This is a genomic window from Lentzea sp. DG1S-22 (assembly GCF_036321065.1).
Lineage (GTDB): Bacteria > Actinomycetota > Actinomycetes > Mycobacteriales > Pseudonocardiaceae > Lentzea > Lentzea jiangxiensis.
The window spans coordinates 999,380-1,025,486 of record NZ_CP143276.1; the positions used below are offsets into that span (position 1 = coordinate 999,380).

At 69.8% G+C, this 26,107-nt stretch carries 29 protein-coding genes; 18 read left to right on the forward strand and 11 right to left on the reverse strand.

Features of this window, described 5'->3' with window-relative positions; genetic code table 11:
* Positions 1-217: 217 nt before the first annotated feature.
* The 3 genes from V1227_RS04610 to V1227_RS04620 all read right to left on the reverse strand — a co-directional run bounded on the left by V1227_RS04610 (position 218) and on the right by V1227_RS04620 (position 1,971).
* A complete protein-coding gene (locus tag V1227_RS04610) occupies positions 218-580 on the reverse strand; it encodes an STAS domain-containing protein (RefSeq protein WP_329791205.1) in 363 nt (120 codons plus the stop codon).
* A 128-nt stretch (positions 581-708) separates the two neighbouring features.
* Positions 709-1,056 carry a hypothetical protein gene (locus V1227_RS04615; protein ID WP_329791206.1) on the reverse strand — a complete coding sequence of 116 codons (348 nt, stop codon included), beginning with the start codon at positions 1,054-1,056 and terminating at the stop codon, positions 709-711.
* A gap of 183 nt (positions 1,057-1,239) precedes the next feature.
* Entirely contained in the window at positions 1,240-1,971 is a 732-nt protein-coding gene (locus V1227_RS04620; protein WP_329791207.1) for a ZIP family metal transporter, read from the reverse strand.
* A 297-nt stretch (positions 1,972-2,268) separates the two neighbouring features.
* On the opposite strand from V1227_RS04620, the gene V1227_RS04625 reads away from it, so the two are divergent.
* The 7 genes from V1227_RS04625 to V1227_RS04655 all read left to right on the forward strand — a co-directional run bounded on the left by V1227_RS04625 (position 2,269) and on the right by V1227_RS04655 (position 7,867).
* A complete protein-coding gene (locus tag V1227_RS04625; protein WP_329793959.1) occupies positions 2,269-2,640 on the forward strand; it encodes an STAS domain-containing protein in 372 nt (123 codons plus the stop codon).
* A 54-nt stretch (positions 2,641-2,694) separates the two neighbouring features.
* Positions 2,695-2,871: a hypothetical protein gene (locus V1227_RS04630; RefSeq protein WP_329791208.1), complete on the forward strand. Its 177-nt coding sequence runs from the start codon at positions 2,695-2,697 to the stop codon at positions 2,869-2,871.
* Between the two features lie 80 nt (positions 2,872-2,951).
* On the forward strand, positions 2,952-3,947 hold the full coding sequence (gene ligD / locus V1227_RS04635) for a non-homologous end-joining DNA ligase (RefSeq protein WP_329791209.1): 996 nt from the start codon (positions 2,952-2,954) through the stop codon (positions 3,945-3,947).
* Between the two features lie 120 nt (positions 3,948-4,067).
* On the forward strand, positions 4,068-4,613 hold the full coding sequence (locus V1227_RS04640; RefSeq protein ID WP_329791210.1) for a hypothetical protein: 546 nt from the start codon (positions 4,068-4,070) through the stop codon (positions 4,611-4,613).
* Between the two features lie 7 nt (positions 4,614-4,620).
* Positions 4,621-5,886, forward strand: coding sequence for an ATP-grasp domain-containing protein (locus tag V1227_RS04645; RefSeq protein ID WP_329791211.1), 1,266 nt, complete (start codon positions 4,621-4,623; stop codon positions 5,884-5,886).
* The gene (locus V1227_RS04650) at positions 5,879-7,285 is read left to right on the forward strand and encodes a pyridoxal phosphate-dependent decarboxylase family protein (protein ID WP_329791212.1); all 1,407 of its coding nucleotides are present in this window, start codon (positions 5,879-5,881) and stop codon (positions 7,283-7,285) included. Before V1227_RS04645 ends, V1227_RS04650 begins: the two co-directional genes overlap by 8 nt.
* A gap of 45 nt (positions 7,286-7,330) precedes the next feature.
* Complete coding sequence (locus V1227_RS04655; RefSeq protein WP_329791213.1) at positions 7,331-7,867, forward strand: hypothetical protein; 537 nt, start codon at positions 7,331-7,333, stop codon at positions 7,865-7,867.
* A 63-nt stretch (positions 7,868-7,930) separates the two neighbouring features.
* Here V1227_RS04655 and V1227_RS04660 read toward each other — a convergent pair whose 3' ends face one another.
* Both V1227_RS04660 and V1227_RS04665 read right to left on the reverse strand, forming a co-directional pair.
* Complete coding sequence (locus V1227_RS04660) at positions 7,931-8,569, reverse strand: carbonic anhydrase (protein WP_329791214.1); 639 nt, start codon at positions 8,567-8,569, stop codon at positions 7,931-7,933.
* A gap of 84 nt (positions 8,570-8,653) precedes the next feature.
* Positions 8,654-9,511, reverse strand: coding sequence for a YihY/virulence factor BrkB family protein (locus V1227_RS04665; RefSeq protein ID WP_329791215.1), 858 nt, complete (start codon positions 9,509-9,511; stop codon positions 8,654-8,656).
* 224 nt (positions 9,512-9,735) lie between these two features.
* Here V1227_RS04665 and V1227_RS04670 point away from each other — a divergent pair, with 224 nt between their 5' ends.
* The gene (locus V1227_RS04670; RefSeq protein WP_329791216.1) at positions 9,736-10,377 is read left to right on the forward strand and encodes a hypothetical protein; all 642 of its coding nucleotides are present in this window, start codon (positions 9,736-9,738) and stop codon (positions 10,375-10,377) included.
* A 51-nt stretch (positions 10,378-10,428) separates the two neighbouring features.
* Here V1227_RS04670 and V1227_RS04675 read toward each other — a convergent pair whose 3' ends face one another.
* Entirely contained in the window at positions 10,429-10,845 is a 417-nt protein-coding gene (locus tag V1227_RS04675) for a DUF2231 domain-containing protein (protein WP_329791217.1), read from the reverse strand.
* 15 nt (positions 10,846-10,860) lie between these two features.
* On the opposite strand from V1227_RS04675, the gene V1227_RS04680 reads away from it, so the two are divergent.
* A complete protein-coding gene (locus tag V1227_RS04680) occupies positions 10,861-10,983 on the forward strand; it encodes a hypothetical protein (RefSeq protein WP_329791218.1) in 123 nt (40 codons plus the stop codon).
* 89 nt (positions 10,984-11,072) lie between these two features.
* On the opposite strand, the gene V1227_RS04685 is transcribed toward V1227_RS04680, so the two are convergent.
* Complete coding sequence (locus tag V1227_RS04685; protein ID WP_329791219.1) at positions 11,073-11,963, reverse strand: alpha/beta fold hydrolase; 891 nt, start codon at positions 11,961-11,963, stop codon at positions 11,073-11,075.
* Positions 11,964-12,068: 105 nt separating this feature from the next.
* Here V1227_RS04685 and V1227_RS04690 point away from each other — a divergent pair, with 105 nt between their 5' ends.
* The 4 genes from V1227_RS04690 to V1227_RS04705 all read left to right on the forward strand — a co-directional run bounded on the left by V1227_RS04690 (position 12,069) and on the right by V1227_RS04705 (position 14,026).
* Positions 12,069-12,623, forward strand: coding sequence for a TetR/AcrR family transcriptional regulator (locus V1227_RS04690; protein WP_329791220.1), 555 nt, complete (start codon positions 12,069-12,071; stop codon positions 12,621-12,623).
* 99 nt (positions 12,624-12,722) lie between these two features.
* Positions 12,723-13,160, forward strand: a complete 438-nt coding sequence (locus tag V1227_RS04695; protein ID WP_329791221.1) for an SPW repeat domain-containing protein — start codon at positions 12,723-12,725, stop codon at positions 13,158-13,160.
* Positions 13,161-13,230: 70 nt separating this feature from the next.
* A complete protein-coding gene (locus V1227_RS04700) occupies positions 13,231-13,635 on the forward strand; it encodes a four-helix bundle copper-binding protein (RefSeq protein ID WP_329791222.1) in 405 nt (134 codons plus the stop codon).
* A gap of 13 nt (positions 13,636-13,648) precedes the next feature.
* A complete protein-coding gene (locus V1227_RS04705; RefSeq protein WP_329791223.1) occupies positions 13,649-14,026 on the forward strand; it encodes a sensory rhodopsin transducer in 378 nt (125 codons plus the stop codon).
* A gap of 42 nt (positions 14,027-14,068) precedes the next feature.
* Here the strand turns inward: V1227_RS04705 and V1227_RS04710 are convergent, their stop codons facing one another.
* Both V1227_RS04710 and V1227_RS04715 read right to left on the reverse strand, forming a co-directional pair.
* Positions 14,069-16,291, reverse strand: coding sequence for an MMPL family transporter (locus tag V1227_RS04710; RefSeq protein WP_329791224.1), 2,223 nt, complete (start codon positions 16,289-16,291; stop codon positions 14,069-14,071).
* A 259-nt stretch (positions 16,292-16,550) separates the two neighbouring features.
* Positions 16,551-16,676, reverse strand: a complete 126-nt coding sequence (locus tag V1227_RS04715; protein ID WP_329791225.1) for a hypothetical protein — start codon at positions 16,674-16,676, stop codon at positions 16,551-16,553.
* Between the two features lie 158 nt (positions 16,677-16,834).
* On the opposite strand from V1227_RS04715, the gene V1227_RS04720 reads away from it, so the two are divergent.
* On the forward strand, positions 16,835-17,665 hold the full coding sequence (locus tag V1227_RS04720) for a S1 family peptidase (protein WP_329791226.1): 831 nt from the start codon (positions 16,835-16,837) through the stop codon (positions 17,663-17,665).
* 441 nt (positions 17,666-18,106) lie between these two features.
* Here the strand turns inward: V1227_RS04720 and V1227_RS04725 are convergent, their stop codons facing one another.
* Positions 18,107-18,814, reverse strand: a complete 708-nt coding sequence (locus tag V1227_RS04725; protein WP_329791227.1) for a B3/B4 domain-containing protein — start codon at positions 18,812-18,814, stop codon at positions 18,107-18,109.
* A 336-nt stretch (positions 18,815-19,150) separates the two neighbouring features.
* Here V1227_RS04725 and V1227_RS04730 point away from each other — a divergent pair, with 336 nt between their 5' ends.
* A complete protein-coding gene (locus tag V1227_RS04730; RefSeq protein ID WP_329791228.1) occupies positions 19,151-19,927 on the forward strand; it encodes an arylamine N-acetyltransferase family protein in 777 nt (258 codons plus the stop codon).
* 64 nt (positions 19,928-19,991) lie between these two features.
* Positions 19,992-20,813 carry a 2OG-Fe(II) oxygenase gene (locus tag V1227_RS04735; protein ID WP_329791229.1) on the forward strand — a complete coding sequence of 274 codons (822 nt, stop codon included), beginning with the start codon at positions 19,992-19,994 and terminating at the stop codon, positions 20,811-20,813.
* A gap of 46 nt (positions 20,814-20,859) precedes the next feature.
* On the opposite strand, the gene V1227_RS04740 is transcribed toward V1227_RS04735, so the two are convergent.
* Complete coding sequence (locus V1227_RS04740; RefSeq protein WP_329791230.1) at positions 20,860-21,591, reverse strand: class I SAM-dependent methyltransferase; 732 nt, start codon at positions 21,589-21,591, stop codon at positions 20,860-20,862.
* Positions 21,592-21,746: 155 nt separating this feature from the next.
* Here V1227_RS04740 and V1227_RS04745 point away from each other — a divergent pair, with 155 nt between their 5' ends.
* Both V1227_RS04745 and V1227_RS04750 read left to right on the forward strand, forming a co-directional pair.
* Positions 21,747-23,507: a CocE/NonD family hydrolase gene (locus V1227_RS04745; RefSeq protein ID WP_329791231.1), complete on the forward strand. Its 1,761-nt coding sequence runs from the start codon at positions 21,747-21,749 to the stop codon at positions 23,505-23,507.
* A 76-nt stretch (positions 23,508-23,583) separates the two neighbouring features.
* Positions 23,584-26,079 carry an excinuclease ABC subunit UvrA gene (locus V1227_RS04750; protein WP_329791232.1) on the forward strand — a complete coding sequence of 832 codons (2,496 nt, stop codon included), beginning with the start codon at positions 23,584-23,586 and terminating at the stop codon, positions 26,077-26,079.
* Positions 26,080-26,107 lie beyond the last annotated feature (28 nt).

Sequence of the window (26,107 nt, forward strand, 5' to 3'; positions counted from 1 at the left end):
CCAGTTGACTCGATGGTGGCGCGCCGGGCGCGCCCGAACGCAGAGGGATATCACCCGGAGGCCACCTCGGCCAATGTGGAAGATCACGTCGCGACCGTGCAACCCATCCGCTGCCACCGGCGTTGTCGCGGTTGTCGCCAAGGCGGCTCGGCGGTGGTGCGGCCTCTACGGCGGATCACACGTACACGCTTTGCCGCACCGCGACTTTCCGCCCGACTCAGCGCGTGGACATCGCGCTGGGCAGGTCGGTGTGCAGGTCGAGCATCTGGTGCACGCCGGCGGTCCTGAGCACCCGGGACGCGAAGCTCTGCTCGGGCACGACGACCGCGAGTCTCGTGCCGTGGTCCTCGGCTTCCATCTGGCTGTGCACGAGCAGGTGAACGCCTGCCGAACCGATGAACTCGACAGCGCTCAGGTCGAGGACCAGCACGTCCGGCTTCGCCGCGAGCCGAGCGTGGACCTCGTCCCGGACGAGGTCGGCGGTGCTCATGTCGATCTCGCCGGCGACCGCCGTCACGGGCACGGTTTCGTCTTGGCTGGTCTGCACCGAGATCGGTGCATGGTCGTTCGGCTCGGTCATGGTCATCGTTCTTCCCACTGGGGTGTGCTGCCCGGCACAGCCGCCCCCGCTCGGACCGCCGGCGGCTCGTCACCGAGACGGGCAACACTCCTGACGCTGCAGTAGCTCCGACCAGAACAAGGGCGAGGCTACTCAGCACAGCGCAGCCGGGCGAGTTGACGCAGCAACGCCTGGCGGACGGGCTCCACCTCGGCGACGAGCTCGGCGAGCTCGGCGAGGCCCACGACGTCCGGATGAGTCCGGCGCCACTGCTCCAGCTGCGCCGCCATCGCCGCCTGACCGGCACCGGCGTCGTGGTATTCCTCCGCGAGCTGATCACACCACGACCTGTCGACCTGCGCGGGAGTCTCCCCTTCGAGCCTGCGAGCCAGATCGCGGGCCTCGGTGAGCTCGGCGCGCAGACTCGCTATCGCGATAGGCAGCATCTCGATGCCCAGCTCGGAAGGCTCCTGACCCTGTGCGCGTTCATCTCCCACGCCTGCACGATACGAACGGAGCTGCCGGCACGAACGAAAGACACACACACGTTCGTGCAAGTTCGCCGGTCCGTGCGACTTCCTGCCGATGTGCTCACCGATTGCGACGACGGCCACCCCGGCTGCGCACCGGGACATCAGTGTCCACACTGGACGTCACGGTCGCAGGTCTGACGGGGACCGTCACGCGGCGAGGATGAAAGACAGGAAGAAGCCGCCGGCCGTGGCGAACGCGTTGAGCGGCCTGCCGTGCTCGAACGCCTCGGGCATCAGCGTGTCGGCCAGTGACGCGATCACGGCGCCACCGGCGAAGGACAGCGCGATGGCGAGGACGGCGTCGCTGAGGCCGCCCGCGACCACCCTGCCGAGCACCACCGCGCCGGCCAGCAGCAGCGCGCACGCCACCCAGGTCATGACCACGCTGCGCTTGCTCTGACCCGACTCGCGCATGGCGACGGCACCGACCAGCGCCTCGGGGAGGTTGGAGAAGAAGATCGCCACGAGCAGGGTCAGCGACACCCCGCTGGCCAACGACACCCCCAGCGCCAGGTTCTCCGGCACGCCGTCCAGGGTCACCGCGGCGAGCAGCGCGAAACCGACGCCGCCGCGCGCACCGGCCTTCGTCACCTCCCGCTGTTCCGGTCCGGCCTTACCGGTGACGTAGCGGTCGAGAGCGGAGTCGACCAGCACGAACGTGGCCGCACCGGCCAGCAGGCCGAGTCCGGACCGCACGGCGCCACCGAGGTGGAACGCCTCCTCGAACAGCTCGAACGCCAGGGCCGAGATCAACGCCCCGCTGGCGAAAGCCAGCAGGACCCCCGTCAGCCACCGCGGCGGACGCCACATCGACCCGGCGATCGCACCGACCACCAATGCGCTCGATGCGGCCAGGCCGTACAGCACAGCGGTCAGCATGCCCCTGATTCTGCCGTCTGCGGGGTGTCCGCACCACACGACGAAGATCGCCGCGGTCGTGTGCTCCTCCGGTCACCTCGTTCTGGCGGAGGCCGCGTGCAAAAGCTCCCCGTGCGGTCGCTGTGGTTGTGCATATCGGTGTACTGGCATACGGTGGGAGGTCGTTTTCGAGCCACCGATTTTTCCAGTCGAGGTGTATCTACAGGGTTTTCCGGGTTGGGCAGCGGCTTACGTCGGCGCTTTTCGCGGTGGGCCGATGGGAGTGCGATGAACGACCAGCACAACGGAGCTTTGGACGTGCTGACCACTCAGCTGGTGGAGGATGCGGGCGTCGTGGTCGTCGTCATGACCGGCGAAGTCGACATGATGACGGAGCATTCGCCGCTCTCGAAGGCCGTCGAGGCGTTGGAACGCGCTCCGGCCGGGCTCGTCATCGATCTGCAGGGCGTGACCTTCTTCGGGTCGTCGGGAATGGCTCTGCTGCTGACGGTGCAACAAGACGCCCAGCAGCGGGAGATCCCGTTCGCCGTCGTCGCAGCGCATCACGCCGTGTTGACGCCTCTTGCCATGACGGGGACCGACGTGTTGCTCCCGTTGTTCGCGAACTTGCCGGACGCACTCGCTGCCGTCCGCGCCACGCCGATGGTGCCACCGCAGCAGCGGCGGTAGGAGAACCGGTCAGCCGTCGCGCCCCTTGCCCTCCTGCCGTCGCGGTCGACGAGGATGTCGGACGGCTTGATGCCGCGGTGCATCACACCCCACGCGTGCACCCGTCGACGTGATCTCGTCGTCGAACCGGCGCGCGTCACCCAGGTCGGATCCGGCCCGGAACAGCTCGACCGCGACCTGCCGCCGCAACCGGGTGTCCCACGCGCGACGGACCTCGACCACGGCGGCTGACTGCCTGGCGGGTTCGTCGCGCTGCGAACCGAGCCGTTCTCACCGACCATGTCCGGGGGAGGAGCGGAGGAGGTGGTCACGTGGGAAACGCGGCGCCCGCGGCCGAACCGCTGGGCATCGTCCGGCCGATGCTCGCCTCCCCGGGCAACCCACCCGACGGCGACGGGTGGGCCGTCGAGTTCAAGTGGGACGGCTACCGGGGTGTCGCCCATTGCCAGGGCCGCGGTGTGCGGGTGTTCAGCCGCAACGACATCGACTTCCTGGGCCGGTTCCCCGAGCTGGGCGTCCTGCCTGAGCTGCTGCACCACCGCACGGCCGTGCTGGACGGCGAGATCGTAGCCCTCGACCAGGAGGGACGCCCGAACTTCGGCCTGCTGCAGCAGCGCAACAAGATCGGCTCGGGGGTGCGGGAGCTGCGGCGCACCCGGCCGCCCATCGCCTACTTCGTGTTCGACCTGCTGCACCTGGACGGGCGATCACTGCTGAACAAGCCCTACCACGTGCGGCGCGCCCTGCTCACCGAGCTCGCGCTGCCCGGCAACCACGCCGTGCAGGTGCCTCCGTCCTTCCCGGACACCGACCCGGCGGACGTCCTGCACGTGGCGAGCCAGTACGGGTTCGAAGGCATCGTCTCCAAGCGCGTCAAATCCACCTACGAGCCCGGCCGACGGTCGCCCTCCTGGGTGAAAACTCCCCTCCGGCACACCCAGGAAGTGGTCATCGGCGGATGGCGGGCGGGGCAGGGCAACCGGTCAGGCCGGATCGGATCCCTCCTCCTCGGAGCCCACGACGCGGGAGGACGCCTGGTCTACGTCGGACACGTCGGCACCGGCTTCAGCCGGGAGATGCTCGCCGACCTGCACCGAGACCTGGAGCGGCGAGCGCGGCGCACCAGCCCGTTCGACGTCGAGGTGCCACGTGAGCACGCCCGCGACGCCCACTGGGTCGAGCCGGGACTGGTGGGCGAGGTCGAGTTCCGGCAGTGGACCTCCGACGGGCGCCTGCGGCACCCGGCGTGGCGAGGACTGCGTCCCGACCGCGACCCGTCCGGCGTCGTGCTCCCCGGCGAGCGATGACAGAAGGCGGCTTCGCGGGTGTTCGAGTGCGGGCGGTGCGGAAAGTCCACCCGATCCGGTGATCACGCGCATCGCCTGGTGATCAATAGGATCCGCTCACCGTCGTGGTTCGAGATCTGGATGCGTGAACAAGTGGCTCCCCTCACCAAGTCCTGCCGTGCGCTCGGCGTCATCGGCACCGTGCTCTTGTCCACCGCGGTTCCCGACGCGGTCGCGCTCGCGAACGAGCCGACCGCCGTGACGTGCACGACGTCGTCGACGTGGACCTACTCGCCCGGTGTCGTGCTCGTGCCGCGCCCGGTGCGCACGACGGTGAGGGACCAGTACACCTCGTGCACCGGTGTGGGCGGGGCAGTCGCGCAACGCGGGACCAGCGAGTTCGTCGTCGACCGCAGCGCCGGCTGCCTGGAACCTCTCGCCGCCGTGGCGGAGAGCCGTCGCATCAGCTGGGCGGACGGAACGACCAGCACCTTCTCCTACACGGTGACGGTCACGTCCGCCCCCGGCGCCGACGTGATCACCAAGATCGGCACCATCACCGACGGCGTGTTCGCCGGGCGTTCCGCTCAGGCCGTGCAGGCGGCTCCGGCGGTCGACCTGGTGCGGTGCCTGACCGGGGAAGGGATCGTGCGGCAGTCGTCGCTGGGCACGTTCACCGTTCTCTGAGCGCGTCGTGCTGACCATCAGCGGTGTGCCGCTCGACGAGGGCGTGAGGCTGTTGCGGCAACACGCACCTCAGCTGATCTGGCACGACCGATCGCCGTTCCTCGGTGCGGCAGCCGCGCCGGCGATCCCGTGGTTGCGCTTCGCCCACCGGGACCACCGGCGCGAGTCCGGTCTCGTGTTCCCCGCGGATCCGCCGGCGCCGCAGGGCCTCGCGGTGAGCTTCGCACCCGAGGACGGGACCGGTGCCCACGTCTGGGCGGCCACGGCAGGCCTGCGGCTGCTCGCCGCCGAGCCGGCTGCCGCCGCGGCCGCGGCGGACAAGATCACGTCGCTGGAGCTGTTCACCGCCGCCGGAGTGGACACGCCCCGCACGTGGGTCGTCGACGGCGAGATTCCCGATGCCGCAACGGGTCCGCTCGTGGTGCAGCGCCGGGCGAACAACCTCACCGGCAAAGGCACCCGCCTGGTCACCACACCACGGCAACGGGACGAGGTGCTGCGTGAGTGGGGCGGCGAGACGCTGCGGGTCTCGGCTCATGTCAGCGGGCTCACGGTGACCGTGAGCGGGTGCGTGACGCGATGCGGCACCGTCGTGTCGGCGCTGTCGCACCAGTTGGTGGGAATCCCGGCTCTCACCTCCTACTGGGGCGCGCACTGCGGCAACCAGCTGATCGCCGACAACGCCCTGCCGCCCGGTGCCGCGTCGCGCTGCCGCGAGGTCTGCGCGCTCGTGGGCGACCGGCTGCGCGAACTCGGCTTCCTCGGCGCCTTCGGGCTCGACCTGCTCGTCACGCCCGATGCGGCGGTGCTCGCCATCGAGATCAACCCGAGGTTCCAGACCGTGGTGTCGCTGGTGCAGGCGCAGGAACGCGCCGCAGGCCTGCTTCCCACTCTCGGCACGCACACGCTGGCCGCGCTGTTGCCCTCGCTGCCCGTGAGGGAGGTCGGCACGACGCACCTGCGGCTCAGCCAGCTCGTCATCACCGCGGACCGGCACGGCGTGCTGAGGGAGCGTGCCGAGCCGGGCCGGTACAGGCTGGAGACCGGTCGGCTGCGCCAGCAGGCTGAAAGCGACCTCCTCGCACTGCGTCCCGGCGAAGCGCTGCTGTGGTGCCACGCCCACCCCGGCGACGCCGTCCGGCCGGGGGAGGAGCTCTTCCTGCTGCAGCTCGCCGGACCGGCCGCCTCCCTCCAGCCGGAACCGGAGCTCACAGCGGAGGCAGGGGAGTGGGTGCGGGCGGTGCGCCGTTCGGTGGTGCTCGACGGTGCCTGACGAAGCCGGGTGGCTCGACCTGCCACCGGACCGCATGCGCGAGCTCGGACACCGGGCAGTCGACCTGGTCGTCGACCACCTCACCGGCTTGCGCGCACAACCGGTCAGAACACCCGCGACACCGGCTGACCTGCGGCACGTGCTCGGCGAGCCCGTGCCGGAGCACCCCACCGACCCGGACCTGCTCCTCGAGTTCCTCACCCGCGAGGTCCTGCCGCGCTCCCTGCGGCTCGGGCACCCCGGCTGCCTGGCGTTCATCCCCAGCGCCAACAACTTCCTGAGCGTGCTGGGTGACCTGCTCGCGTCCGGGTTCAACACCTCTCCCGGCGCGTGGCCGGTCGGAGCGGGACCCGCCGCCGTCGAACTGGTGACCGCGCGCTGGCTCGCCGAGCTGCTCGGCCTGCCGCAGGGAACGGGCGGGGTGTTCACCCCCGGCGGCACGCTCGCCAACCTGACGGCGATCGCGGCCGCACGGGACGACCGCCTCGGCGCCGACTCGACCGGTGGCGTCCTGTACTGCTCGGACCAGACCCACCCCGCCGTGCTGAAGGCGTGCCACGTCCTGGGCCTGCGCCGGGAGCAGGTGCGGCTGCTGCCGGCGATGGACGCGGAGCCCGTGCGGCGGGCCGTCCACGCCGACCGGGCCGCGGGCCTGCGCCCGTTCCTGCTGCTGGCGAACGCGGGCACGACGGCGACCGGTGCGATCGACCCGCTGCCCGAACTCGCCGAGCTCAGCCGTGCCGAAGGCCTCTGGCTGCACGTGGACGGAGCACACGGTGCCGCCGCGGCGCTGACCGAACGCGGCCGGACCGCCCTGCGCGGCCTGGCCGAAGCCGACTCGGTGGTGATCGACCCGCACAAGTGGCTGTTCCAGCCGTACGAGATCGGCTGCGTGCTGGTGCGGAACCCCGACGTGCTGCACAGGGCGTTCACGATCGACCGGTTCCGCGCCGCAACGGACTACCTCACCGTCTCCCGGCCGGCGGCCACCGAGACGAACCTGTCCGACCACGGCGTGCAATTCACCACCGCGGCCCGCGCGCTGAAACTGTGGTTGTCGCTCAAGGGTTTCGGCGTGGCGGCCTTCCGCGCGGCGATCGACCGCGGCCTGGACCAGGCCGAGCACGTCGCGAACCGCGTCGCGGTCAGCCAAGAGCTCGACCTGGTCGCCGGCCCGAGCCTCGGCATCGTCTGCCTGCGCTACCGCGACGGCTCGGACGAGACCCAGGCGGCGATCTGCCGTCAGGTCAACGAAAGCGGCGACACGTTCATCGCGACGACCACAGTGGACGGTCAGCTGGCATTGCGGCTGTGCACGATCAACCCGCGCGCCACCCGGGCCGACCTCGACCGCGTGCTCACGGCGATCGTGACCGCCGGTCGGTCCGCTGCCGTCTGACGCGGTGACTCGCCCGGCCACAGGGCCACGGGTACTGTGGGCTGCGTGGTTCAGGTCGTCATCCAACCCTCCTACGGCACTCCTGGTGCCCGCAGGCATTGGGCGGACACCTTGGCGCAAGCGGTGCCGTTCGAGCCGGTCCGTCCGAGTCCGGCGGACCTCGTCCAGTTGAACACCGTGCACCCCGGCGGCCGGGCGAGGTTCTGGGGTGCCACCGCCAAGCACGACAAACGCATGGACAGCCTTGCCCTCGGTGACGTCGTGCTGCTCACCGGCCGCAAGCACGTGCTGGCCATCGGCGAGGTCGGGCACGCGTTCCGGGACCCGGCGTTCGCACGACGTCTGTGGCGCCCCGATCCGGCGAAGTGCCTGTGGAGCAACGTCTACAGCTTCCGCCGCTACTGGCCGATGCGGATGCCCTACGAGGAGATCTGGGCGTTGCCTGGGTTCACCACGGGCGACAACTTCATGGGGCTGCGCTTTCTCGCACCCGAGAAGGCCGCCGTGGTGCTGGCATACACCGCCGCGGACCGCCGGAGCGCGCCCGCGGCCGACGACGAGATCTGCCACGCCGCGGTCTGATCCGGCAGGACTCGACGTTCCTTCCGCGGCGGCTCGGCATCACCTCGCCGCTGAGGCGGGCGTTCACGTCGCGGTGACGGGCACGTCCAACCCACGGGCCGCGACAACGCGCGCGGTGCCGTCAGCCAAGTCGTAGCAAAGGCCGACCACAGCGGTTGCGCCGGCGGCCACGCGCTCGGCGAGCAAGCGCGAACGGTCGAGCAGCAGGTCGACGGTGTGACTGACGTGCTCGGCGAGGATCTCGTCGGCCCGCACGCGTCCGGCGGCACGTGCCATCAGCACGCTCGGCGTCACCCGCTCCACGACGTCCCGGATGTACCCGGCCGGCACCATCCCGTCGTCCAACGCAGCGCATGTCGCGGCGACGGCGCCGCACGCGTCGTGGCCGAGGACCACGACGAGGGGGCAGTCCAGCACGTCCACGCCGTACTCGACGCTGCCCAGCACCTCTGTGCCGATGACGTGACCGGCGGTGCGCACGACGAACAGGTCTCCCAGGCCGCGGTCGAAGATGATCTCAGCGGCCAGCCGGGAGTCGGAACACCCGAACAGCACCGCGAACGGGCGCTGGACGGGTGCGATCTGGGTCCGCCGCGTCGCGTCCTGGTTCGGATGCTCGGGTGTACCGGCCACGAAGCGCTGGTTGCCCGAGAGCAGCAGATCGAAAGCTTCCGCAGGAGTCAGGGACGTGGACTCGGCCATGATCACATCCTAAGGCAGGTCGTCGTGTGGCGCGCGGGTCGACCGGCTCCGGATGCCGAGCGGCTTGCCGTGCCCTGAGTCGCTTCAGTCCATCGCCCTGGTGTCACGGGGCGGGGCGACCGGGTCTTCTCCGTTGGACTCGCCGATGGCCATGCGCCGGCCGCGTTCCAGTTCCGCGTCCAGTTCCGCGCCGAGCAGCAGGGCGAGGTTCGAGATCCACAGCCAGACCAAGAAGACGATGACACCGGCCAGTGAGCCGTAGGTCTTGTTGTAGGAGCCGAAGTTGGCGACGTAGAACGCGAAACCCAGCGACGCGGCGACCCACACCACCACGGTGAGGAACCCGCCGGGGGTGAGCCACAGGAAGCTCGGTTGCCTCACGTTGGGCGAAGCCCAGAACAGCAGGCCGATCGCGGCGCTGGCGAAGAGGAACAGCACGGGCCACTTGGCGACGTCCCACACCGCGACGAACGTGGAACCCAGGCCCAGCAGCCCGCCGAGCCACTCGGCGACCCCGCCGGTGAGCGTCACGCCCAGCGCGACCAGGGCCAGCAGCACCACCACGCCCACGGTCAGAGCCAGCCGCAGCGGGATGACCTTCCAGAACGGGCGGCCCTCCCCGACGTCGTAGATCGAGTTCGCGGCCCGCATGAACGCACCCACGTAACCCGACGCCGACCACAGCGCGGTGACCAGGCCGACGACCGCCAGCAGTCCGCTGGCCTCGGACTTCTGCAGGTTCTCGATCGCACCCGCGATGAAGTCCTTGGCTTCGCCGGGTCCCAGCGCGTCCAGACTGTCCACGATGGTCTGGGTCGCGCCCGGCCCGAGCAGGCCCAGCAGCGAGACCAGCAGCAGGATGCCGGGGAACAGCGACAGCACGGCGTAGTAGGTCAGCGCCGCGGCCCAGTCGGTGAGGTTGTCGTCGTCGAACTCCTTCACCGTTCGCTTCAGGACTGCCCACCAGGAACTCCCTGGCAGTTGCGTGGGTGCGTCGAGTGCCTGCGCCATGCGCGACGGGTTTCCCCCGAACATCGGGCGTACACCACCGGCGTTCTGGGTAGAGGTGGATCAAGCTGGGGAGGATCGCAGGGCTCGTGCCGCCAGGCCGCCGTCGTCGCGAACCTCGACCAGCGCACCGCCACCATCAGTGAAAGGGCACACCGATGAGCGACAAGAACGTCCCCGCCGACGCGGGCGAGCTGCGCGCCGGAACCGCACAGACGCGGCGGGAGCTCGGTGACAGCGCGGAGGCGCCGGCGCCCCGGAGGAACGTGCCCGGACCGGTCGAGCCCGGCGTGCAGGCCGGAGCGGCACCGAAGCAGAACGGCACGTGGGCCGGGAAGCCGGCGACGGCGACGGCCGAGAAGACGACCGGCGCGGCGGGCAAGGCAGAGGAGAAGCCCGACGAGTCCGGTGCCGCCGAGGCGGCGGGTGCGGCTCGCGAGAAGGTGATCGCCGCGGCCGCCCAGGTGAGCGAGAAGGCGACCCAGGCCGGCCAGAAGGCCGGTGCGGTTGCCGGCCAGGTGGGCGAGAAGGCGACCCAGGCCGGCCAGAAGGCCGGTGCGGTCGCCGGCCAGGTGGGCGAGAAGGCGACCGCCATCGCGGGCCAGCTCGGCGAGAAGGCCGACGTCGTGGCCACGCAGGTCGGCGTCACCGCCCTCGAGGCGGTCGACGCGCTTCCCGAGCCCGTGCGGCAGCGCGTGGAGCAGGGTGTCCGCCAGGCCCGTCAGCACCCGGCGGTGGTCGCGGCCGGCGTGGCGGCGACCGTGCTGCTGCTGTGGAAGCTGCTGCGCCGAGGGCGGTGAACCCGACCGTCGGCAGGCACTGAACACCTGCCGACGGCCGAATCCTTTTGGTCACACGGGAACCGCTGCGCTGGGGCTGGGACGCGCGGTGCCGTCTTCCGCGGGGCGTTGCCAGCGGAACATCCCGGCGCCCTGGGCGTAGGCGAGGTGGCCTCCGAGCGCCCCGCCCACGCCCATCGCCGTCAGTCCGAGCAGGCTCAGCAGCTTCCCCCGCACGTGAGCTTCCTGTCGTCGTGCGGCGTAAGAGGCGGTGAAGCAGGCCAGCGCGGCGGTGTTGGCGATCGCGTGCACCACGCCGACGCGCTGTTGCCGCCTGCTCAGCCGGTCGTAGTCGGCCAGTCCGAGCAGGACGGTCGGTGGCGCCGCCGCCAGGCCGATGCCGGTGAGGCGGCGCGCTGCGTCCTCGTTGCCCGCACGGGCGTCCAGAACCGATGCGCAGACCCACGCCCCGATGGGCACGGTGATCATCAAGGGGTGCAGCGGATGGCCGAGCCACGATCCTCGCAACGCCCGCTGGAGGCGGGGCGGCCGCAGCAACCGCCGGGCCACCGCCGCAACCGCGGCTGCCGGCCGGTCAACGGCACGAAGGTCTTCGGCGGCTCGTAGCGCCTCATGAAGGTTCATGTGTGCGGTTACCCCTGCCGCCCACCACCCATCCCGATGACTTGGCCCTACCGGTGGCGCGTTCGATCCGGTCATCCGAGCTTGCGCGCCAGGAAGTCGTGGATGAGCGGGAACACCTCGCTCGCCCTGTCCTCCAGCAGGAAGTGGCCGCTGTCGAAGAGGTGGAACTCGACGTCGGTCAGGTCGCGCCGGTAGGGGTGGGCTCCGGCGGCCGGGAAGATGACGTCGTTGCCGCCCCAGACGACGAGGGTCGGTGGCTGCTCGGTGCGCAACCACTCCTGCACGGCGGGGTAGAGGCCGGGATTCGTGCCGTAGTCCAGGAAGTAGTCGAGCTGGATCTCGTCGTTGCCGGGGCGGTCCAGCAGCGCCTGGTCGACGATCCAGTTGTCCGGGGAGATCCGCTCCGGGTGCGCCATGCCGTCGGTGTACTGGAACCTGGTGGTGTCGATGGTGAGCAGGTGGCGCAGGGCGTCGCGGTTGTCCTGGGTCTGGTCCGCCCAGTACCGCTTGATCGGCTTCCAGAAGTCGTTGTCGATGCCCTCGTCGTAGGCGTTGCCGTTCTGCACGATCAGCGCGGTGATCGCGTCCGGCGTCGCCAGGGCGAGCCGCCATGCCGTGGGGGCGCCGTAGTCGAAGACGTTGACGGCGTAGCGCGTGATTCCGAGGCGGGTCAGGAGCTTCTGCACGAGCTCGGCCGCGCTGTCGAACGTGTACGAGAACTCGGTGTGGTCAGGTGCCGCGCTCTGCCCGAAGCCGGGCAGGTCGGGGGCGATGACGTGGAAGCGGTCCGCGAGGAACGGGATGAGGTTGCGGAACATGTGCGACGAGGTCGGGAAGCCGTGCAGCAGGAGCACGACGGGCGCGTCAGCCGGTCCGGCCTCGCGGTAGAAGAGCTCGAAGCCGTCGAGGTCCTCGACTTTGTGTTCGACGACGGGGTACGCGGCGGTGACTGCCTTGGTCACAGTGGTGCTCCTCAGAAGCGCTGAAGTGGATGCCGCGAACATACATACCTCTAGGTATGGCAGCAATACCTAGAGGTATGTATGGGCCTCGCGTAGGGTTGTGCCGTGGACAACAGGCAGAAGATCGTGACCTCCGCCAAGGAGATGTTCTGGCGCCATGGCTACTCGACGACGAGTCCGCGCCAGGTGATGGAGGCCTCCGGGGTCGGCCAGGGCAGCTACTACCACCACTTCCCGGCCAAAACCGACCTCGCACGTGAGGTGGTGGTGGCGAACGGTCGCGACCTGCTCGAGAAGACCCGTGCGGCGATGCGGGACCTCCCGACCGGCCGGGAGCGGCTGGCCGGTGTGCTCTCGCTGGCCGGTGACGCACTGGCCGGCTGCCGGGTCGGAGGGTTCACCTACGACGCCGGGATGCTGGCCGAGCCGGAGCTCCGGGAGGCGATCGGCTCCGTGTTCGCGGCGCTGGCGGAGGTGGTCGAGGAGGCGGTCCGCGACGGCAAGGCGGACGGCTCGTTGTCGTCCGAGCTGGTACCGGAGGAGACCACCGCGATGTTGCTCGCGGTGCTCCAGGGAGTGTTCGTGCTCGCACGGGCGACGGGGAGCCAGAAGTCGGCCGACGCCGCCGTGGCCGGTGCTCTTGCTCTGCTCACGCCGTAGCCCCAGGAGCGGCACGTGCGTGCCGACGTGATCTCGTGAACGGCGGGTACCCGGCCGGTGGTGCGACCCGGACGGTGGTCGCCGGTCCGAGGGAGTGAGATGAACGCACGAACCAGGAGCTCGCCGGCCAAGGGCAACCAAGCGCTGGCCAGCGTGCCGAGCAGCCTGAACGTCCTGGCCGGGATCTGGCTGATGGTGGCCGCGACGCTGTTCGGCCCCCGCGGGAACGTGGCGGGTCTCGACACCCGCTGGATCGACCTGGCGATCGGGCTCGTCATCGTGGTGGTGGCGTTGACCCGCGCCATCGCGCCGCGAGCGGTGGCGCGGGTCGGCTGGGGCGTCAACGTCGTGCTGGGCACGTGGTTGGTGGTGGCTCCTCTGGTGCTCGACTACGGCGGTACGCCGGTTGTCGTCAACGACGTCGTGGTCGGTGTCGTCGTGGTGGTGCTGACCTGCGCGAGCCTCGTCCTCACGAAGCGGGCGCGGCCGGAGCGGGACATCGATCGGCAGGTGGGCGACTCGGCCCGGTTCCAGTGAGCGCTCGCGGTTCGCGGGCACGTGCCGGGGTAGCCGTCACGGAACCGGATCCCCGTCGAGGAGGGCTGACGTGACCACGACAATGCCGATGCTGGAGAGCTACCCCGCTGAGATCAACCTCGATCGCGGCAAGCTGGCGGCGACGATCGACGCGCTGATCGCGTGCGCCGAGGCGTGCACGTCCTGTGCCGACGCCTGCCTGAGCGAGGACTCGGTGGCGGAGTTGACGAAGTGCATCCGCACCGACCTCGACTGCGCGGACATCTGCGGTGCCACGGCTCGGGTGTTGTCGCGGCACACCGGCTACGACGCCAACGTCAGCCGGGCGTTGCTCGAGGCGTGCGCGGTGGCGTGCAAGGCGTGCGGTGACGAGTGCGAAGGCCACGCGACCATGCACGAGCACTGCCGCATCTGCGCCGAAGCCTGCCGGGCGTGTGAAGCCGCCTGCCGCGACCTGCTCGCCACGATCAGCTGACCGGGAGGTGACCGTGCAGAACGCTCTCGGACAGCGCACGTGGGTGATCGCGGAGGGGCACATCCCGGGTGGTGGCCACGGCGACAGCCCGGCCCTGCAAAGCCACGAGACCGCGTGCATCCTCAACACCTCCGACACGGACGCGCACGTGGAGATCACCGTCTACTTCACCGACAGGGAACCCGTGGGTCCCTACCGCCTGACGGTGCCCGCTCGCCGCACGCGGCACCAGCGGTTCAACGACCTCACCGATCCCGAGCCGGTCCCGCGGGACACCGACTTCGCCACGGTGCTGCACAGCGACGTCCCGGTCGTCGTCCAGCACAGCCGTCTCGACTCCCGTCAGGCCGAACTGGCGTTGCTGTCGACGATGGCCTGGCCGGCGAGCTAGTCACGGCCGATCCGCCATCAGCGGTGTCGGGGTGAGCGCGCACTACCGGGCGGCTTCGGGCAGAGGATGAAGTGCCGGGATCTTGTGGGCGGGCGCGTCCGGCGCCTCGCGAAGACCGACGCGCCGGTGCAGGCGGCGCATCGGCGCGGGAGCCCACCACGCATGGCGGCCGAGCAGCCGCATGCCGACCGGCATCAGCACGCCGCGGATGAGCGTGGCGTCCAGCAGAACGGCCAGCCCCGCTCCGACGCCGAACATCTGGACGAAGCTCACGCCGCTGATGGCGAAGGCGAAGAGGCTGACCGCGATCAGCGCCGCGGCGGTGGACACGAGCCGCCCGGTGCGCGACATCCCGTGGATCACCGCCGCGTGGTGGTCGGTGCCCTGGTCGTGGGCCTCCTTGATCCGGCTCACCACGAACAGCTCGTAGTCCATGGACAGTCCGAGGATGATGGTGAACATCAGCACCAGCATGCAGATGTTGAGCGGTGACGGGGTGAAGCCGAGAACCGGCGACAGCCATCCCTCCTGGAAGACCAGCACCAGCACGCCGATCGTGGCCGACAAGCCGAGCACGTTGAACGCCACCGCCCGCAGCGGCTGCAGCAAGCTCCCGGTGAACAGGAACAGCAGGAGGAACGTGGTGATCGCGATCAAGGCGATCGCCAGTGGCAAGCGGCTTCCGATCGCGTCGTGGCTGTCCGCCAGGAGCGCCGCCTCGCCGCCGACCACGACCGACGTGCCGGTCGGCTCCGGCAGCGCGCGGATCGCGCTGATCAGGTCGCGAGCCTGCGCGGAGCTGGGTTCGGGTTGGGCTGCCACGAGGAGCCGCTGGCTGTCGGCACGGACGAGCGTGGCGCCGGCGGGAGCCGGTCCGCTGTCGTGACCGCGGACGAACGCTCCCGCGCTGGACGTCACCCGCAGCACACCGGGAAGCTCGGAGATCCGGCGCGCGTGACCGGCGACCGCGGCCGGCTCGGCGGTGCCCTGCATGACGACCTGGATCGACCTGCTGTCCTCGTTGCCGAAGTGTGCGCGCAACACGTCGCCCACCACCCGGCTCGGGGCCGAGCTCGGCAGCACCCGGTCGTCGGGCATGCCGAGGTCGGCCCGCAGCAGCGGCACCGCCGCCAGCAGCAGCAGGACGACCACCGGCGCCCCGGTGAGCAGTGGCCGCCGCATGGCCGCGCCGGCCAGCCTTCCCCAGAAAGCCGAACCGGAGCCGAGGGGGTACCGGTGCGCCCACGGCAGGCGACCCGCGTTGACCTTCGGCCCGAGCACGGTCAGCAGCGCGGGCAGCACGACCACCGCGCTGATCATGGAGGCGGTGACCACCCCGATCCCGGCGTAGGCGAACGAACGCAAGAAGTACATCGGGAACAACAGCAGCGCGGCCAGCGCGACGGCCACCGTGACGGCGCTGAACACGATCGTCCGACCGGCGGTCTGCACGGTGCGGACCACCGCGGCGGAGGTGTCGAGCCCGGCGGCCAGCTCCTCGCGGAACCGGCTCGTCATCAGCATCGCGTAGTCGACGGCGAGTCCCAGGCCCAACCCGACGGCCATGTTGATCGAGTAGATCGACACGTCGGTCAGCGACCCGATGACCGACAACTCGGCGATGGTGCACACGATCGCGATGCCACCCATGAGCACAGGCAGTACTGCGGCCACGATCGTGCGGAAGGCCAGCACGAGCATGAGCAGGATCACCGGAACGGCGATCAGCTCGGCCAGCAGCAGATCAGCGGCGAGCTGCCGGTCCGCGTCCAGTTCGACCGCCGCCGTCCCGCCGATGTGGACGGTGATCGCACCTCGGTCGCCGGCATAGCGCTCACGCAGCCGCTCGACGGTTTTCTCGTTGTCCGCGAAGTCACCGGCGAACTGGCCGAGGGCGAGCGCGTGCCGGCCGTCGTCCGAGCGCAGCTGCGGCGCTCCGGTGGCGAAGTAGGAGGTCACGTCGGACAGCACGGGGTCGGCCGCCAGGTGCGCGGTCAGCTCGCTGCCGGCCTGCCTGACCGCCGCGTCGTCGACCGTGCCGTCGCGGGCGGTGATCAGGACCAGAGCGTTGGCGCGACCGCCGAAACGCTCCTCGATGAGGGTCTGCGCGCGCCAGGACTCCGAACTCGGATCGCCGAAACCGGACGTCGTCAAAGCACCGGACGCGGAGAAACCGAGTATTCCGGCGCCGATCACCACCACCACGCCGGCCATGAGGACGGCTCGTGCATGTCCGGTGACGAATCTGCCGAGACCTCTGAACACGCAACGACTCCCTCTGCATCGGATGCCGGTGGACCGTCCTGCCTGTCGCACCGAAAGCTATTGCCACCCGGTTTTGTGCGCTCGTTTGTCGCCCGATCGAGCGTCCCTCAGAGGGTGCGCGCAGAGGAGATCAGCCAAAAACGTGACCGTGTCATGTGGCGTAAATTCGCGCCCATCGTCGACATGCTCTATATAGCGCCAGATGCGGCATCGGCAGGTGGAGTCCCAGGGCACTTGTGAGACCGGGCCACCGTGCAGATCAGCCGATGCTGTCGACGACCGTGGTGGTGATCGCCACCGACGTCAGGACGGTGCCCTCGGCGATCCAGCTGTGGCTGTGCTCCGCGCCCCCGATCGCGCGGTTGGCCGCAGCGGAAGGGGCCACCGTTCGCGCCGGAAGGCCGTCCTGGTCTTCGGTGGTGCGGGCTCCACCCCCGATGGTCGAGCACTCTCGACGCCGACAGGCGGGCTGCCTGCATGGTTCCGTCCACAGTGAACGGAAAGGATTGGTCTCGTTCGTCATTTTCGTTGTGAAGGAAGAGCATGTCGAGACTGAAGTCCGTGCACCGCGGAGTGGTTCGGGTGGCCGGCGTCCTGCTGGCGGGTGCGTTCGCCACCACGGCGTTCACCGGCACGGCCGGTGCGATCATCAACGGGGAGAACTCCGCGGAGCGCTACGAGTTCATGACCTCGATCCCGTTGACGGTGCCCAGCGCGGGCAACGCCAAGGGCGTGTGCGGGGCGTCGCTGATCCACCCGCGGTGGGTGGTGACGGCAGCGCACTGCGTCGGCCAGAGCGAGGAGGGGGCGGTGCTGGACGGCACCGTGCGCATCGGCAGCGACCGGCGGACCTCCGGTGGCACCGTCAGGGCCATCGACCGCGTGGTGCGCCACCCCGGCTACGAGGTCCTGCCGGGCATGCAGCCCAACCGCAACGACATCGCGCTGGTGCGCCTGGACCGCCCGGTCGCCCGGCAGCCGATCCGGATCGCGGACCGGGCAGGCACGCCCGGCACCCGGACCCGGCTGCTGGGGTTCGGCACCACGGTCGAGGGGGCGGGCCCGGACGAGTGGGAGTTCGCCGAGCGACTTCAGCAGCTCGACACCCGGCGCGGCGCCGAGTCCGAGTGCGCGCCCGGCTTCGCCGATCGCACCCGGCTGTGCACGGTGAGCCGGAAGGCGGGCGCGATGGCGTGCTCGGGCGACTCCGGCGGGCCGCAGCTCCAGCGCGGGAAGTGGGGGCGGTGGGAACTGATCGGCGTCACCTCCGGCCCCGGTGACGAGGACGTGCCCTGCGCGAACGGACCGGGCCTGTACACCAACGCGACCGCGTACACCGGCTGGATCCAGAAGACGATCAACACCAACCGCTGAACCCGCGCCGGAGTGTCCGGCGTGACCGGGTGCCGCCGCGATCCCCTCCCGCGGCGGCACCCGGTGCTTTGCGCTCCTGACCGAGGCGCGGGTGACCGGGCTGTTCGGTTGGCACCTCGAAATGAGGTCGGCAAGGCGTTGGTCAAGCTGCGGATCGACGCGTGCAGTCCCCAGGGAGAACGCGTGCGAGGCTGAACGGCCGAATCCACACCGGCGTCACCGCGCCATGAAGTCGCTGAACGAACGTTTCGTCTCCTCGAAGGGAGGGCGCGACTTCGCCGGACCGAGCGGAAGGCGCCCCGCCATCGCATCTCACGTGACCGCTCTGCCGATAGCGGGAGCGTCCGCAGAACCGTGCCGAACTCGCGCAGCGCTGCTCGTCGCTGAGGAACAGGCGGCTGCGGTCCGGAGTGGTTCGGAACGATGAGCGCCAGCGGGTGCTCAGACAACGGCCTCGGGCTGTGCAGGGGTCAGGTAGTCGATGGTGATCTGCCCGGCGTGCGGCTCCAGCAGGTTCTGCAGTTGCCCGGCTGCGGACTTCAGGAGTTCGCCGTCGCGCGTGGCGTGAACTGTTTCGAGTGCGAAGGCGACATGGGTCGAGTCCTCGGTGACGCGCGTCTGGTGTGCGTCGCGGTGGTTCCAGTGGCGTGTCAGCACGATGCTGGCGTCGCTGTAGATGATCTCGCCGGGTTTGGGGTTCTCGACGGTGTCCGGTTCACCGAGTGGCGTGAAGTTCTCGGTGCCGTCCGCACGGCGGATGTCGATGTCGCCGGTGACCTGGTCGAGGTCGAAGGCGCCGGCGGGCAGGCCGTGGCGGACGGAGACGAAGTTGTAGGAGTCGACTGCCGGATTGATGCGCGGCAGGTTGCCCTTCTTGGCGAATCTACGACCGAGTGCGTCGACGCTGGGACGAATACGGCGTGGGTTGGTGCCGAAGGAGCGGTACGCGGTGTGCCACGCATCGATGCGTGGGTCGGTCTCATCTGCGGGACGCCAGGTGCCTACGGCGAGTTGGTGTTCCAGGTCGTGCACGGCGGAGGCGGTGTCGGGCCATTGCTCACGGCCACGTAGGCCTGTGGCTACCACCAGGGCGATGAGCGTGTCGGGGAAGGCTTCCGTGACGGCGGGGGCGATGCGGAAGGCGGTCACCTGCTGGAGTTCCGTTCTGTACGTGGTTGGCGGAGGTCAAGGTTTCCACATGCGGATGCGGTCCAGTCGGCGGCGTCGCCGGTGGGCGGCGGACATGTGTTCTCCACGCCAGGCCGCCGATCAGACCGTTGTGCCATTCGGTCGGTCGGTGATCTCTGCACTGCACGCCACGCTCGCACTTCAGTGTTATCGGAGGCGGAATTCTCCGGTGACGTGATTCGGGAACTTCCGGAGTCGTGGGCGATACCAGGATGAGAACGCCCCGTCCTAGCCTCGTTCGTGTGGTCGGCCTGCGGCTGCCACCGTCCGAACTGATTTCCGGAAAATGGAGCAAGCGTGGATGACGAGACCGTCGACGCGTACCTGGAGCGCATCGGCGCCAAGCGGCCGGAGCGGCTCGATCCGGCGGCGCTGAGGGAGTTGCACGAACGCCACCTGCTGAGCGTGCCCTTCGAGAACATCTCGAGGACCGAACGGTCTCCCTTCGACCTCGTCGAGGCGGAGCTCGTCGACAAGATCGTGCACCGGCGTCTCGGCGGGTTCTGCTACGAGCTCAACGGCACGTTCGGCCTTCTGCTCCGCGCGCTCGGGTTCGACGTCACCATGTGCGCCGGCCGTGTGCTGCTCGGGACCGAATCAGGGCCGGTGGAGTGGGACCACCTGTGCCTGCGCGTCGACTTCGACGAGCCCTACCTGGTGGACATCGGCCTCGGCTGGTTCAGCCGGCATCCGTTGCGGCTGAACTCGACCGAGGTGCAGACGGATGCTGCCGGTGAGTTCCTGATCGAGCCCTCCGAGAACGGAGAACGGATCGTCCACCACAACGGCAAGCCGTTGTACCGCCTGTGGCCGCAGGCGCGGGAGCTGGAGGACTTCCGTGAGAGCTGGTGGTGGCACCAGACGTCACCGGAGTCGCACTTCACCCAGGAGTCGACCTGCTGGCTGCCCACGCAGGACGGGCGGTTGCTCATGCTCGGCAACCAGCTCGTTTGCCAGAAGGGCGACCAGTGGACCGACGAGTTCTTCAACGACGACGAGAGCCTTCTCGCCGCGTACAGGCAGTACTTCGGCCTGGAGCTCGAACGGGTCCCGCCGCCGGCCGTGCAGAGTTGACCCGGCCCCGATCCACCGGCTGCGACCACCGCAGTCAGGTCCAGTTGAATGGAGGTCGCACGACATGACCAACACCGACACGAGCTTCGTGTACGACGCGTCGGTCGAGTCGATGACCGTGCACACGCTGTTCGACCCGGTGGTCACCGATCAGCTCACGCGGGCCGACCTGGTCCGGCTGGCGGCGGGGGTGGCCGCGGTGATCCGGGTGCGGAACTTCCTGCCGGTCGAGGTGTGCGCCGAGATCATGGAGAACCTCGAGCGGCACAAGATGGGCAGGTACGACTTCACGCCGCCGATGGCGAAGCTCGGCTCGGCCGCGTACGACCACTACAAGACCGGCGAGCTCGGCCCGGAGTACTTCGAGCAGGCCGAGGCCGACATCGCGGCCCGCCGGTCGCTGCTCGCGGACGCGGACCCGCTCGACCTCGTGTTCGACAAGCTCGCCGCGGCGTGGGATGACGAGGTCACTCTCGCGACCGCGAACGGGAGGCCCCTGTTCGCGGGCATCATCCGGGAGATCAACAACGGTGCGCGCCTGCACTTCGACGAGATCGCCCGTGAGTGTCCGACCGCGCTGGACGTTCCGCCGGTGAGCCAGTTCGCGTTCAACTGCCACATCGCCATGCCCCCCACCGGCGGCGAGGCGGTGGTGGTCCGCAGGCGGTGGCGTCCCAGCGACGAGCAGCACCGCGACGGGTACGGCTACCAGTCCTACCTCGCCGACGGGGAGCCGACTGTGGCGATCCGGCCCGAGGTGGGCGACGCCATCCTGTTCGACCCCCGCAACTTCCACCGGGTGGAGCCGATCGCCGAGGGGCGGCGCGTGTCGCTGTCGTTCTTCCTCGGGGTGACCGGAGCGGGTCCGCTCATCGCCTGGTCCTGAACCCGTGCACGGTGTCGGGCCGGGTGGTCGCCCGGCCCGACACCGTTCAGGCGGCTACGAACACCGAGATGCTGCGGCCCTTCTCGCTGTAGGGCGCCCGGTCCCAGTCGGAGTAGCGGTCGCGAAGAACCAGACCGGCCTCGGCCGCCATCGCGTCCAGCTGGTCGACGTCGAAGTAGCGGAAACGGACCGGGTAGAGCTGGATGCCCTGGTTCGAGATCATTATGCTCTGCTGGCTGATCACCTGCTCGCCGGGATCGAGCTGTGCGGCCGACAGGACGACGAAGTTCGCATCCAGCAGCGACGTCTCGACGTACTGGTTGTCGACGAACCGCTCCGGCTCGGGCTCCCAGGACTCCAGCACCAGACGGCCACCCGGTCGCAGCTGGCCCACGGTCTGACGCAGGTACTCCACCTGCTCCTTCTCCGACAGCAGGTTGCCCAGACCGTTCTGCAGCAGGTAGATGAGGTCGTACTGCAGCGGCGGCCGCGTGCTCATCATGTCCCCGACGATCACCTCGACCAGCTCACCGCCCGGCTTGCCGCGCAGTTGCTCGGCCATCGCGGCGCTGACCTCGATGCCGTGCACCGAATAGCCGGCCTGGGCCAGGGGAATGGCGATGCGCCCTGTTCCCACGCACGGCTCGAGCACGTGCTGCCCGGCCGCCTCGGAGGAGAGGAACTCCACGGTCTTCCGGTTTTCCTCCTCGTCGACGTTGAGGAAGTCGAACACCGGGGCCATCGTGTCGCCGTAGGAACTTGGAGTGTAATTCTCCATGGCAACTCCCTCTCCTGTTCGCGCGCAGAGTTTCCTGTGGTGTTCGGAAGCGTAACAACGTGCACTCTTAATCCGGTATCTGCTTGGAATTGGAAAGAGCTGCGCGGCTTGCGGGGGAAATCGTGGAGTTGCTATGAAGAGTTGTGCGGAAAACAGTGGTTTCGTTCCTGGTGGCCTCCCTGGCGGGGGCGAGCTTCTCCGTTCCCGCGCCCGCGGAGGCGCAGGCCGGCGGCTACGCGGAGGCGGTGCGCGAACTGGTCCAGGTCGAGACGTCGGTCGACACCGACGCCGACGGCGCACCGGACCGCGTGGCTGCCTACGTGATCCGTCCCCGCAGCACCGAACGCGGCCACCGCGTTCCGGTGATCATCGAAACCGATCCCTACTGGGCAGGGCTGGTGGACGTCACACCACACCCGGCCGAGGTGCGGACGGTGCCGGAGTTGGCGCCGTGGCAGCCTCCGGCAGGCGGCGGCCCGAGCGACTACTCCGGTGGCTACTACGACAACTACTTCGTGCCTCGCGGTTACGCGGTGGTCGAGATGGCCTCGCTCGGCACCGGGGACTCCGGCGGCTGCCCGAGCACCGGGGGCAAGGCAGAGAGCGAGGCCGTGAAGGCCGTCGCGGAATGGCTCAACGGCCGGCGAACGGCATGGCGCACGGACGGCACGATGGTGTCCGCGAACTGGTCGACCGGCGCGTCGGCGCTGGTGGGCTTGTCCTACGGGGCCTCGCTCGCACTGGGCGGAGCCGTCGCTGGCGCTCCTGGCGTGCGTGCGGTGGTGGCGTCTGCCGCCGTCACCGACTGGTACCGCTACTACCGCGCCAACGGTGCACACGTCGCAGCTCGCGGATACGCGGGAGACGACGCCGACCAGCACTCGAAACTCCTCCTCACCGGCAGCGACCCGCGGCGGTGCGAGAGCCACATCCGCCGCATGGAACAGGAGATGGACCACATCTCCGGTGACCGCAACACCTTCTGGGACGACCGCGACCTGACGCGTGACCTGCGGAAGCTGAAAGCCGCTGTGTTCCTGGTCGCGGGCCTCAACGACGACAACGTCCGTGCGGCGCACAGCACCCGGATGTGGCAAGCCCTGGAACATGCGGGTGTCGAACGGCGCATGTGGCTGCACCTGGGCGGGCACGACGACCCCGTCGACGTGCGGGGCGCCGAGTGGCTGCGCACGGCCGAACGCTACTTCGACCACCACCTCAAGGGACGCGACAGCGGGTGGGAGCGGTCTCCGGTGGTGTCGGTCGAGACCGCACCCGGCCGCTGGGCGGACCACCGGCGCTGGCCCGCCCCCGGCGTGCGGGAGACGCCCCTCACCGGCTCCGGCAGCGCGCTCTTCGTGGACGACCCGGCGCAGTCGGCCGCGGACCTCGTCACCGCCGGCGGCGTGCAGGTCGCGGTCACCGAGCCGCTGTCGCGTCCCGCTCGGCTGTCCGGCAGCGCGGACGTCACCGTGCGCGCCTCCGTCGACGGTCCCGCGCCCTACCTGACCGCGCTGCTGGTGGACCTCGGCGACGCGGACCGCGTCGTCGGACGCACGACGACCGACCAGCGGTGGTGTTTCGCCCCGGTCACCGCCGAGGACGGCTACGGATGCCGTCAGAGGACACGGCCGGTCGTCGAACGAGCCCCGTTCCGCATTCTCAGCCGCGGATGGCTGGACGTGCGCAACCGCGTCTCGGAGTACCGGGAAACCGACGTCGACCCGAATCGCCGCTACACGTTCACCTGGCGAACGGAACCCACCGATCACGTGGTTCCGGCCGGGCACCGGATCGCAATCGTGATAATCGGCACCGACCGTGAGCACACATTGCACTATCCGGGCGGGACCCGGATCACGGTTGACCTCGAAAGGAGCAGTGTCCGCGTACCGCTGGTCACCGGGCATTGGTGAACGTGCCGGGTTCCATCCGATATGTTGGGTTCATTCCCTTTTGAGAACCCATCTGTCGAGGACGGGAGACCCCCACGTGACCCTCAACGACGCCGAGAATCCCTGGCAGAACCACCCCGCTGGCTTTGTCGAGATCCGCGGCGCCCGCACGCACAACCTGAAAGGGGTGTCACTGCGCATTCCGCGTGGACTCGTGGTGGCGTTCACGGGTGTCAGCGGCAGCGGCAAGACATCGCTGGCGATCGACACGATCCACGCCGAAGCACAACTGCGCTACCTGGAAGGCCTTTCGCCGTTCGTACGGCAGTACATCAGCGTGCGAGACCGCCCGAAAGCGGACCGCATCACCGGCCTGGGTGCCACCCTGGCGGTCGACCAGCGCAAGCTCAACCGCAACCCGCGGTCGACGGTGGCCACCCTGACCGGCGTGGACGGATACCTCGGTTTGCTGTTCTCCCGGCTTCCCGGCCTGTCCGACCCGGCCGCCGCGGAACTGACCGCCGCGCACTTCGACCGGTACTCACCTGAAGGCCGCTGCCCCGGCTGCCACGGCATGGGCGGTCTACTGCGCGCCGCCCAGGAACTGATCATCACCAAGCCGGAGCTGCCGCTGACCGAAGGCGCGTCGCCGTGGTTCGAGAAGTGGCGCTCCAACGAGCAGGTAGCGGTACCGGCGCTCGCCGCCAAGCGCGGCGTGGACCTGAAACTGCCGTGGCTGGAACTGCCCGAGTCGTTCCGGCACGAAGTGTTGTACGGCACCGGTGACGAGGTCATCGAAACGAGCGCGACCGTCGCCATGCGCAAAGAGGACTCGGAAGTCACGTTCTCCTGGAAGCAGCCGATGCGGGGTGCGCTCGCGGAGATCGAACGGCTCTACGGCGCAGCAGGCACCGAGTCGGCCAAGCAGCGCTACGCCAAGTACATGAAGTTGCTGCCGTGCACGACGTGCGGCGGCGACGGCATGGGTGAGGCCGCACACGGCATCAGGCTCGGCGCCATGACCTACGACCAGGTCGTCGACCACGAGATCCGCGACGTCCGGCGCTGGTCGGCGGACCTGCCCGCGCAGCTCGACGCGGCACAGCGCGAGGTCGGCGGCCCCCTGTTGCAGGAGCTGGACAAGCGGTTGCGGCTGCTCGACAGGCTCGGCCTGGCGCACGTGCAGCTCGGCCGCAGCGCGACATCGTTGTCCGGCGGCGAGCTGCAGCGCACGCGACTCGCCGCGCAGCTCGGCACGGACCTGGCCGGCATGGTGTTCGTCCTGGACGAACCCGGCGCCGGACTGCACCCGGCCGACAAGAGCCACCTGGTCGACATCACCGCGGAACTGCGCGACGCGGGCAACACTGTCCTGCTGGTGGAGCACGACCCGGAACTGGTCTCCCGCGCGGACTGGGTGATCGACATCGGTCCCGGCGCCGGCCGGCTCGGCGGCACCCTGGTCGCCGCCGGCACACCCGCCGAGATCGCGGCCACGCCGGAGTCGGTCACCGGCCGCTTCCTGCGCGGTCCAGGCCAGCGGGTGTCCCGCGCGGCGAGGCCGGTGGACGCGTCCACACGATGGTTGTCGTTGCGCGGCGTCAAGGTGCACAACGTCGACGTCGAAGAGGTGCGCATCCCGCTGGGACGCCTGACGTGCTTCACCGGTGTCAGCGGCAGCGGCAAGTCCAGCCTGCTGCACGAGGCACTCGGTGAGGGGATGCGCGCGGCGCTGGCCGGGGAGCCGTGCGAGGCCGTGCGGGAGGTGAACCCCGCCGGGATCTCCTGGGTCGCCGTGGTCGACCAGGAACCGATCGGCCGGACCCCTCGCTCCAACCCGGCCACCTACACCAAGGCGTTCGACCACATCCGCACGCTGTTCGCCGGCACCGCGGGCGCGAAGGAGCGCGGACTCAAGGCGTCGGCGTTCTCGTTCAACGCCGCGGGCGGTCGTTGCGAGGACTGCACCGGCTACGGCCGGCGGCTGGTCAACATGCACTTCCTACCGGACGTGTGGGTGACCTGCGAAACGTGCGACGGCAAGCGGTTCAAGCCCGAGGTCCTCGAAGTCACCTACCGGGACCTCACGATCGACGACGTGCTGGCCATGACGGTGGAGGAAGCCGCAGAGCACTTCACCGCCCCGGCGGCGCTCGCCGGTGTCCTCACAGCACTGCGCGACGTCGGACTCGGCTACCTGCAGCTCGGGCAGAGCGCCACCGAGCTCTCCGGCGGTGAGGCGCAACGGCTCAAGCTGGCCGCGGCGATCCACCGCGGCAGCACCGGCCGCTCGCCGGGATTGATCGTGCTGGACGAACCGGTGTCCGGGCTGCACCCCGCGGACGTGCAGCGCATGGTGGACGCGTTCGACCTGTTGCTCGACGCGGGCAGCACGGTCGTCGTCGCCGAGCACGACCTGCACGTCGCGGCCGCGGCCGACTGGCTCGTCGACATGGGGCCCGGCGCCGGAGGCGCCGGTGGCCGCGTCGTCGCCGAGGGCACGCCACACCAGGTGCGCGGCGCCGACAGCTCCACGGCGGGCTATCTGCGGCGCATCGCGGAGAACCGGCCGATGCTGGATCTGCCCGAGTAGCACCGGTGGGTGGGCCCGGACGTGTGCC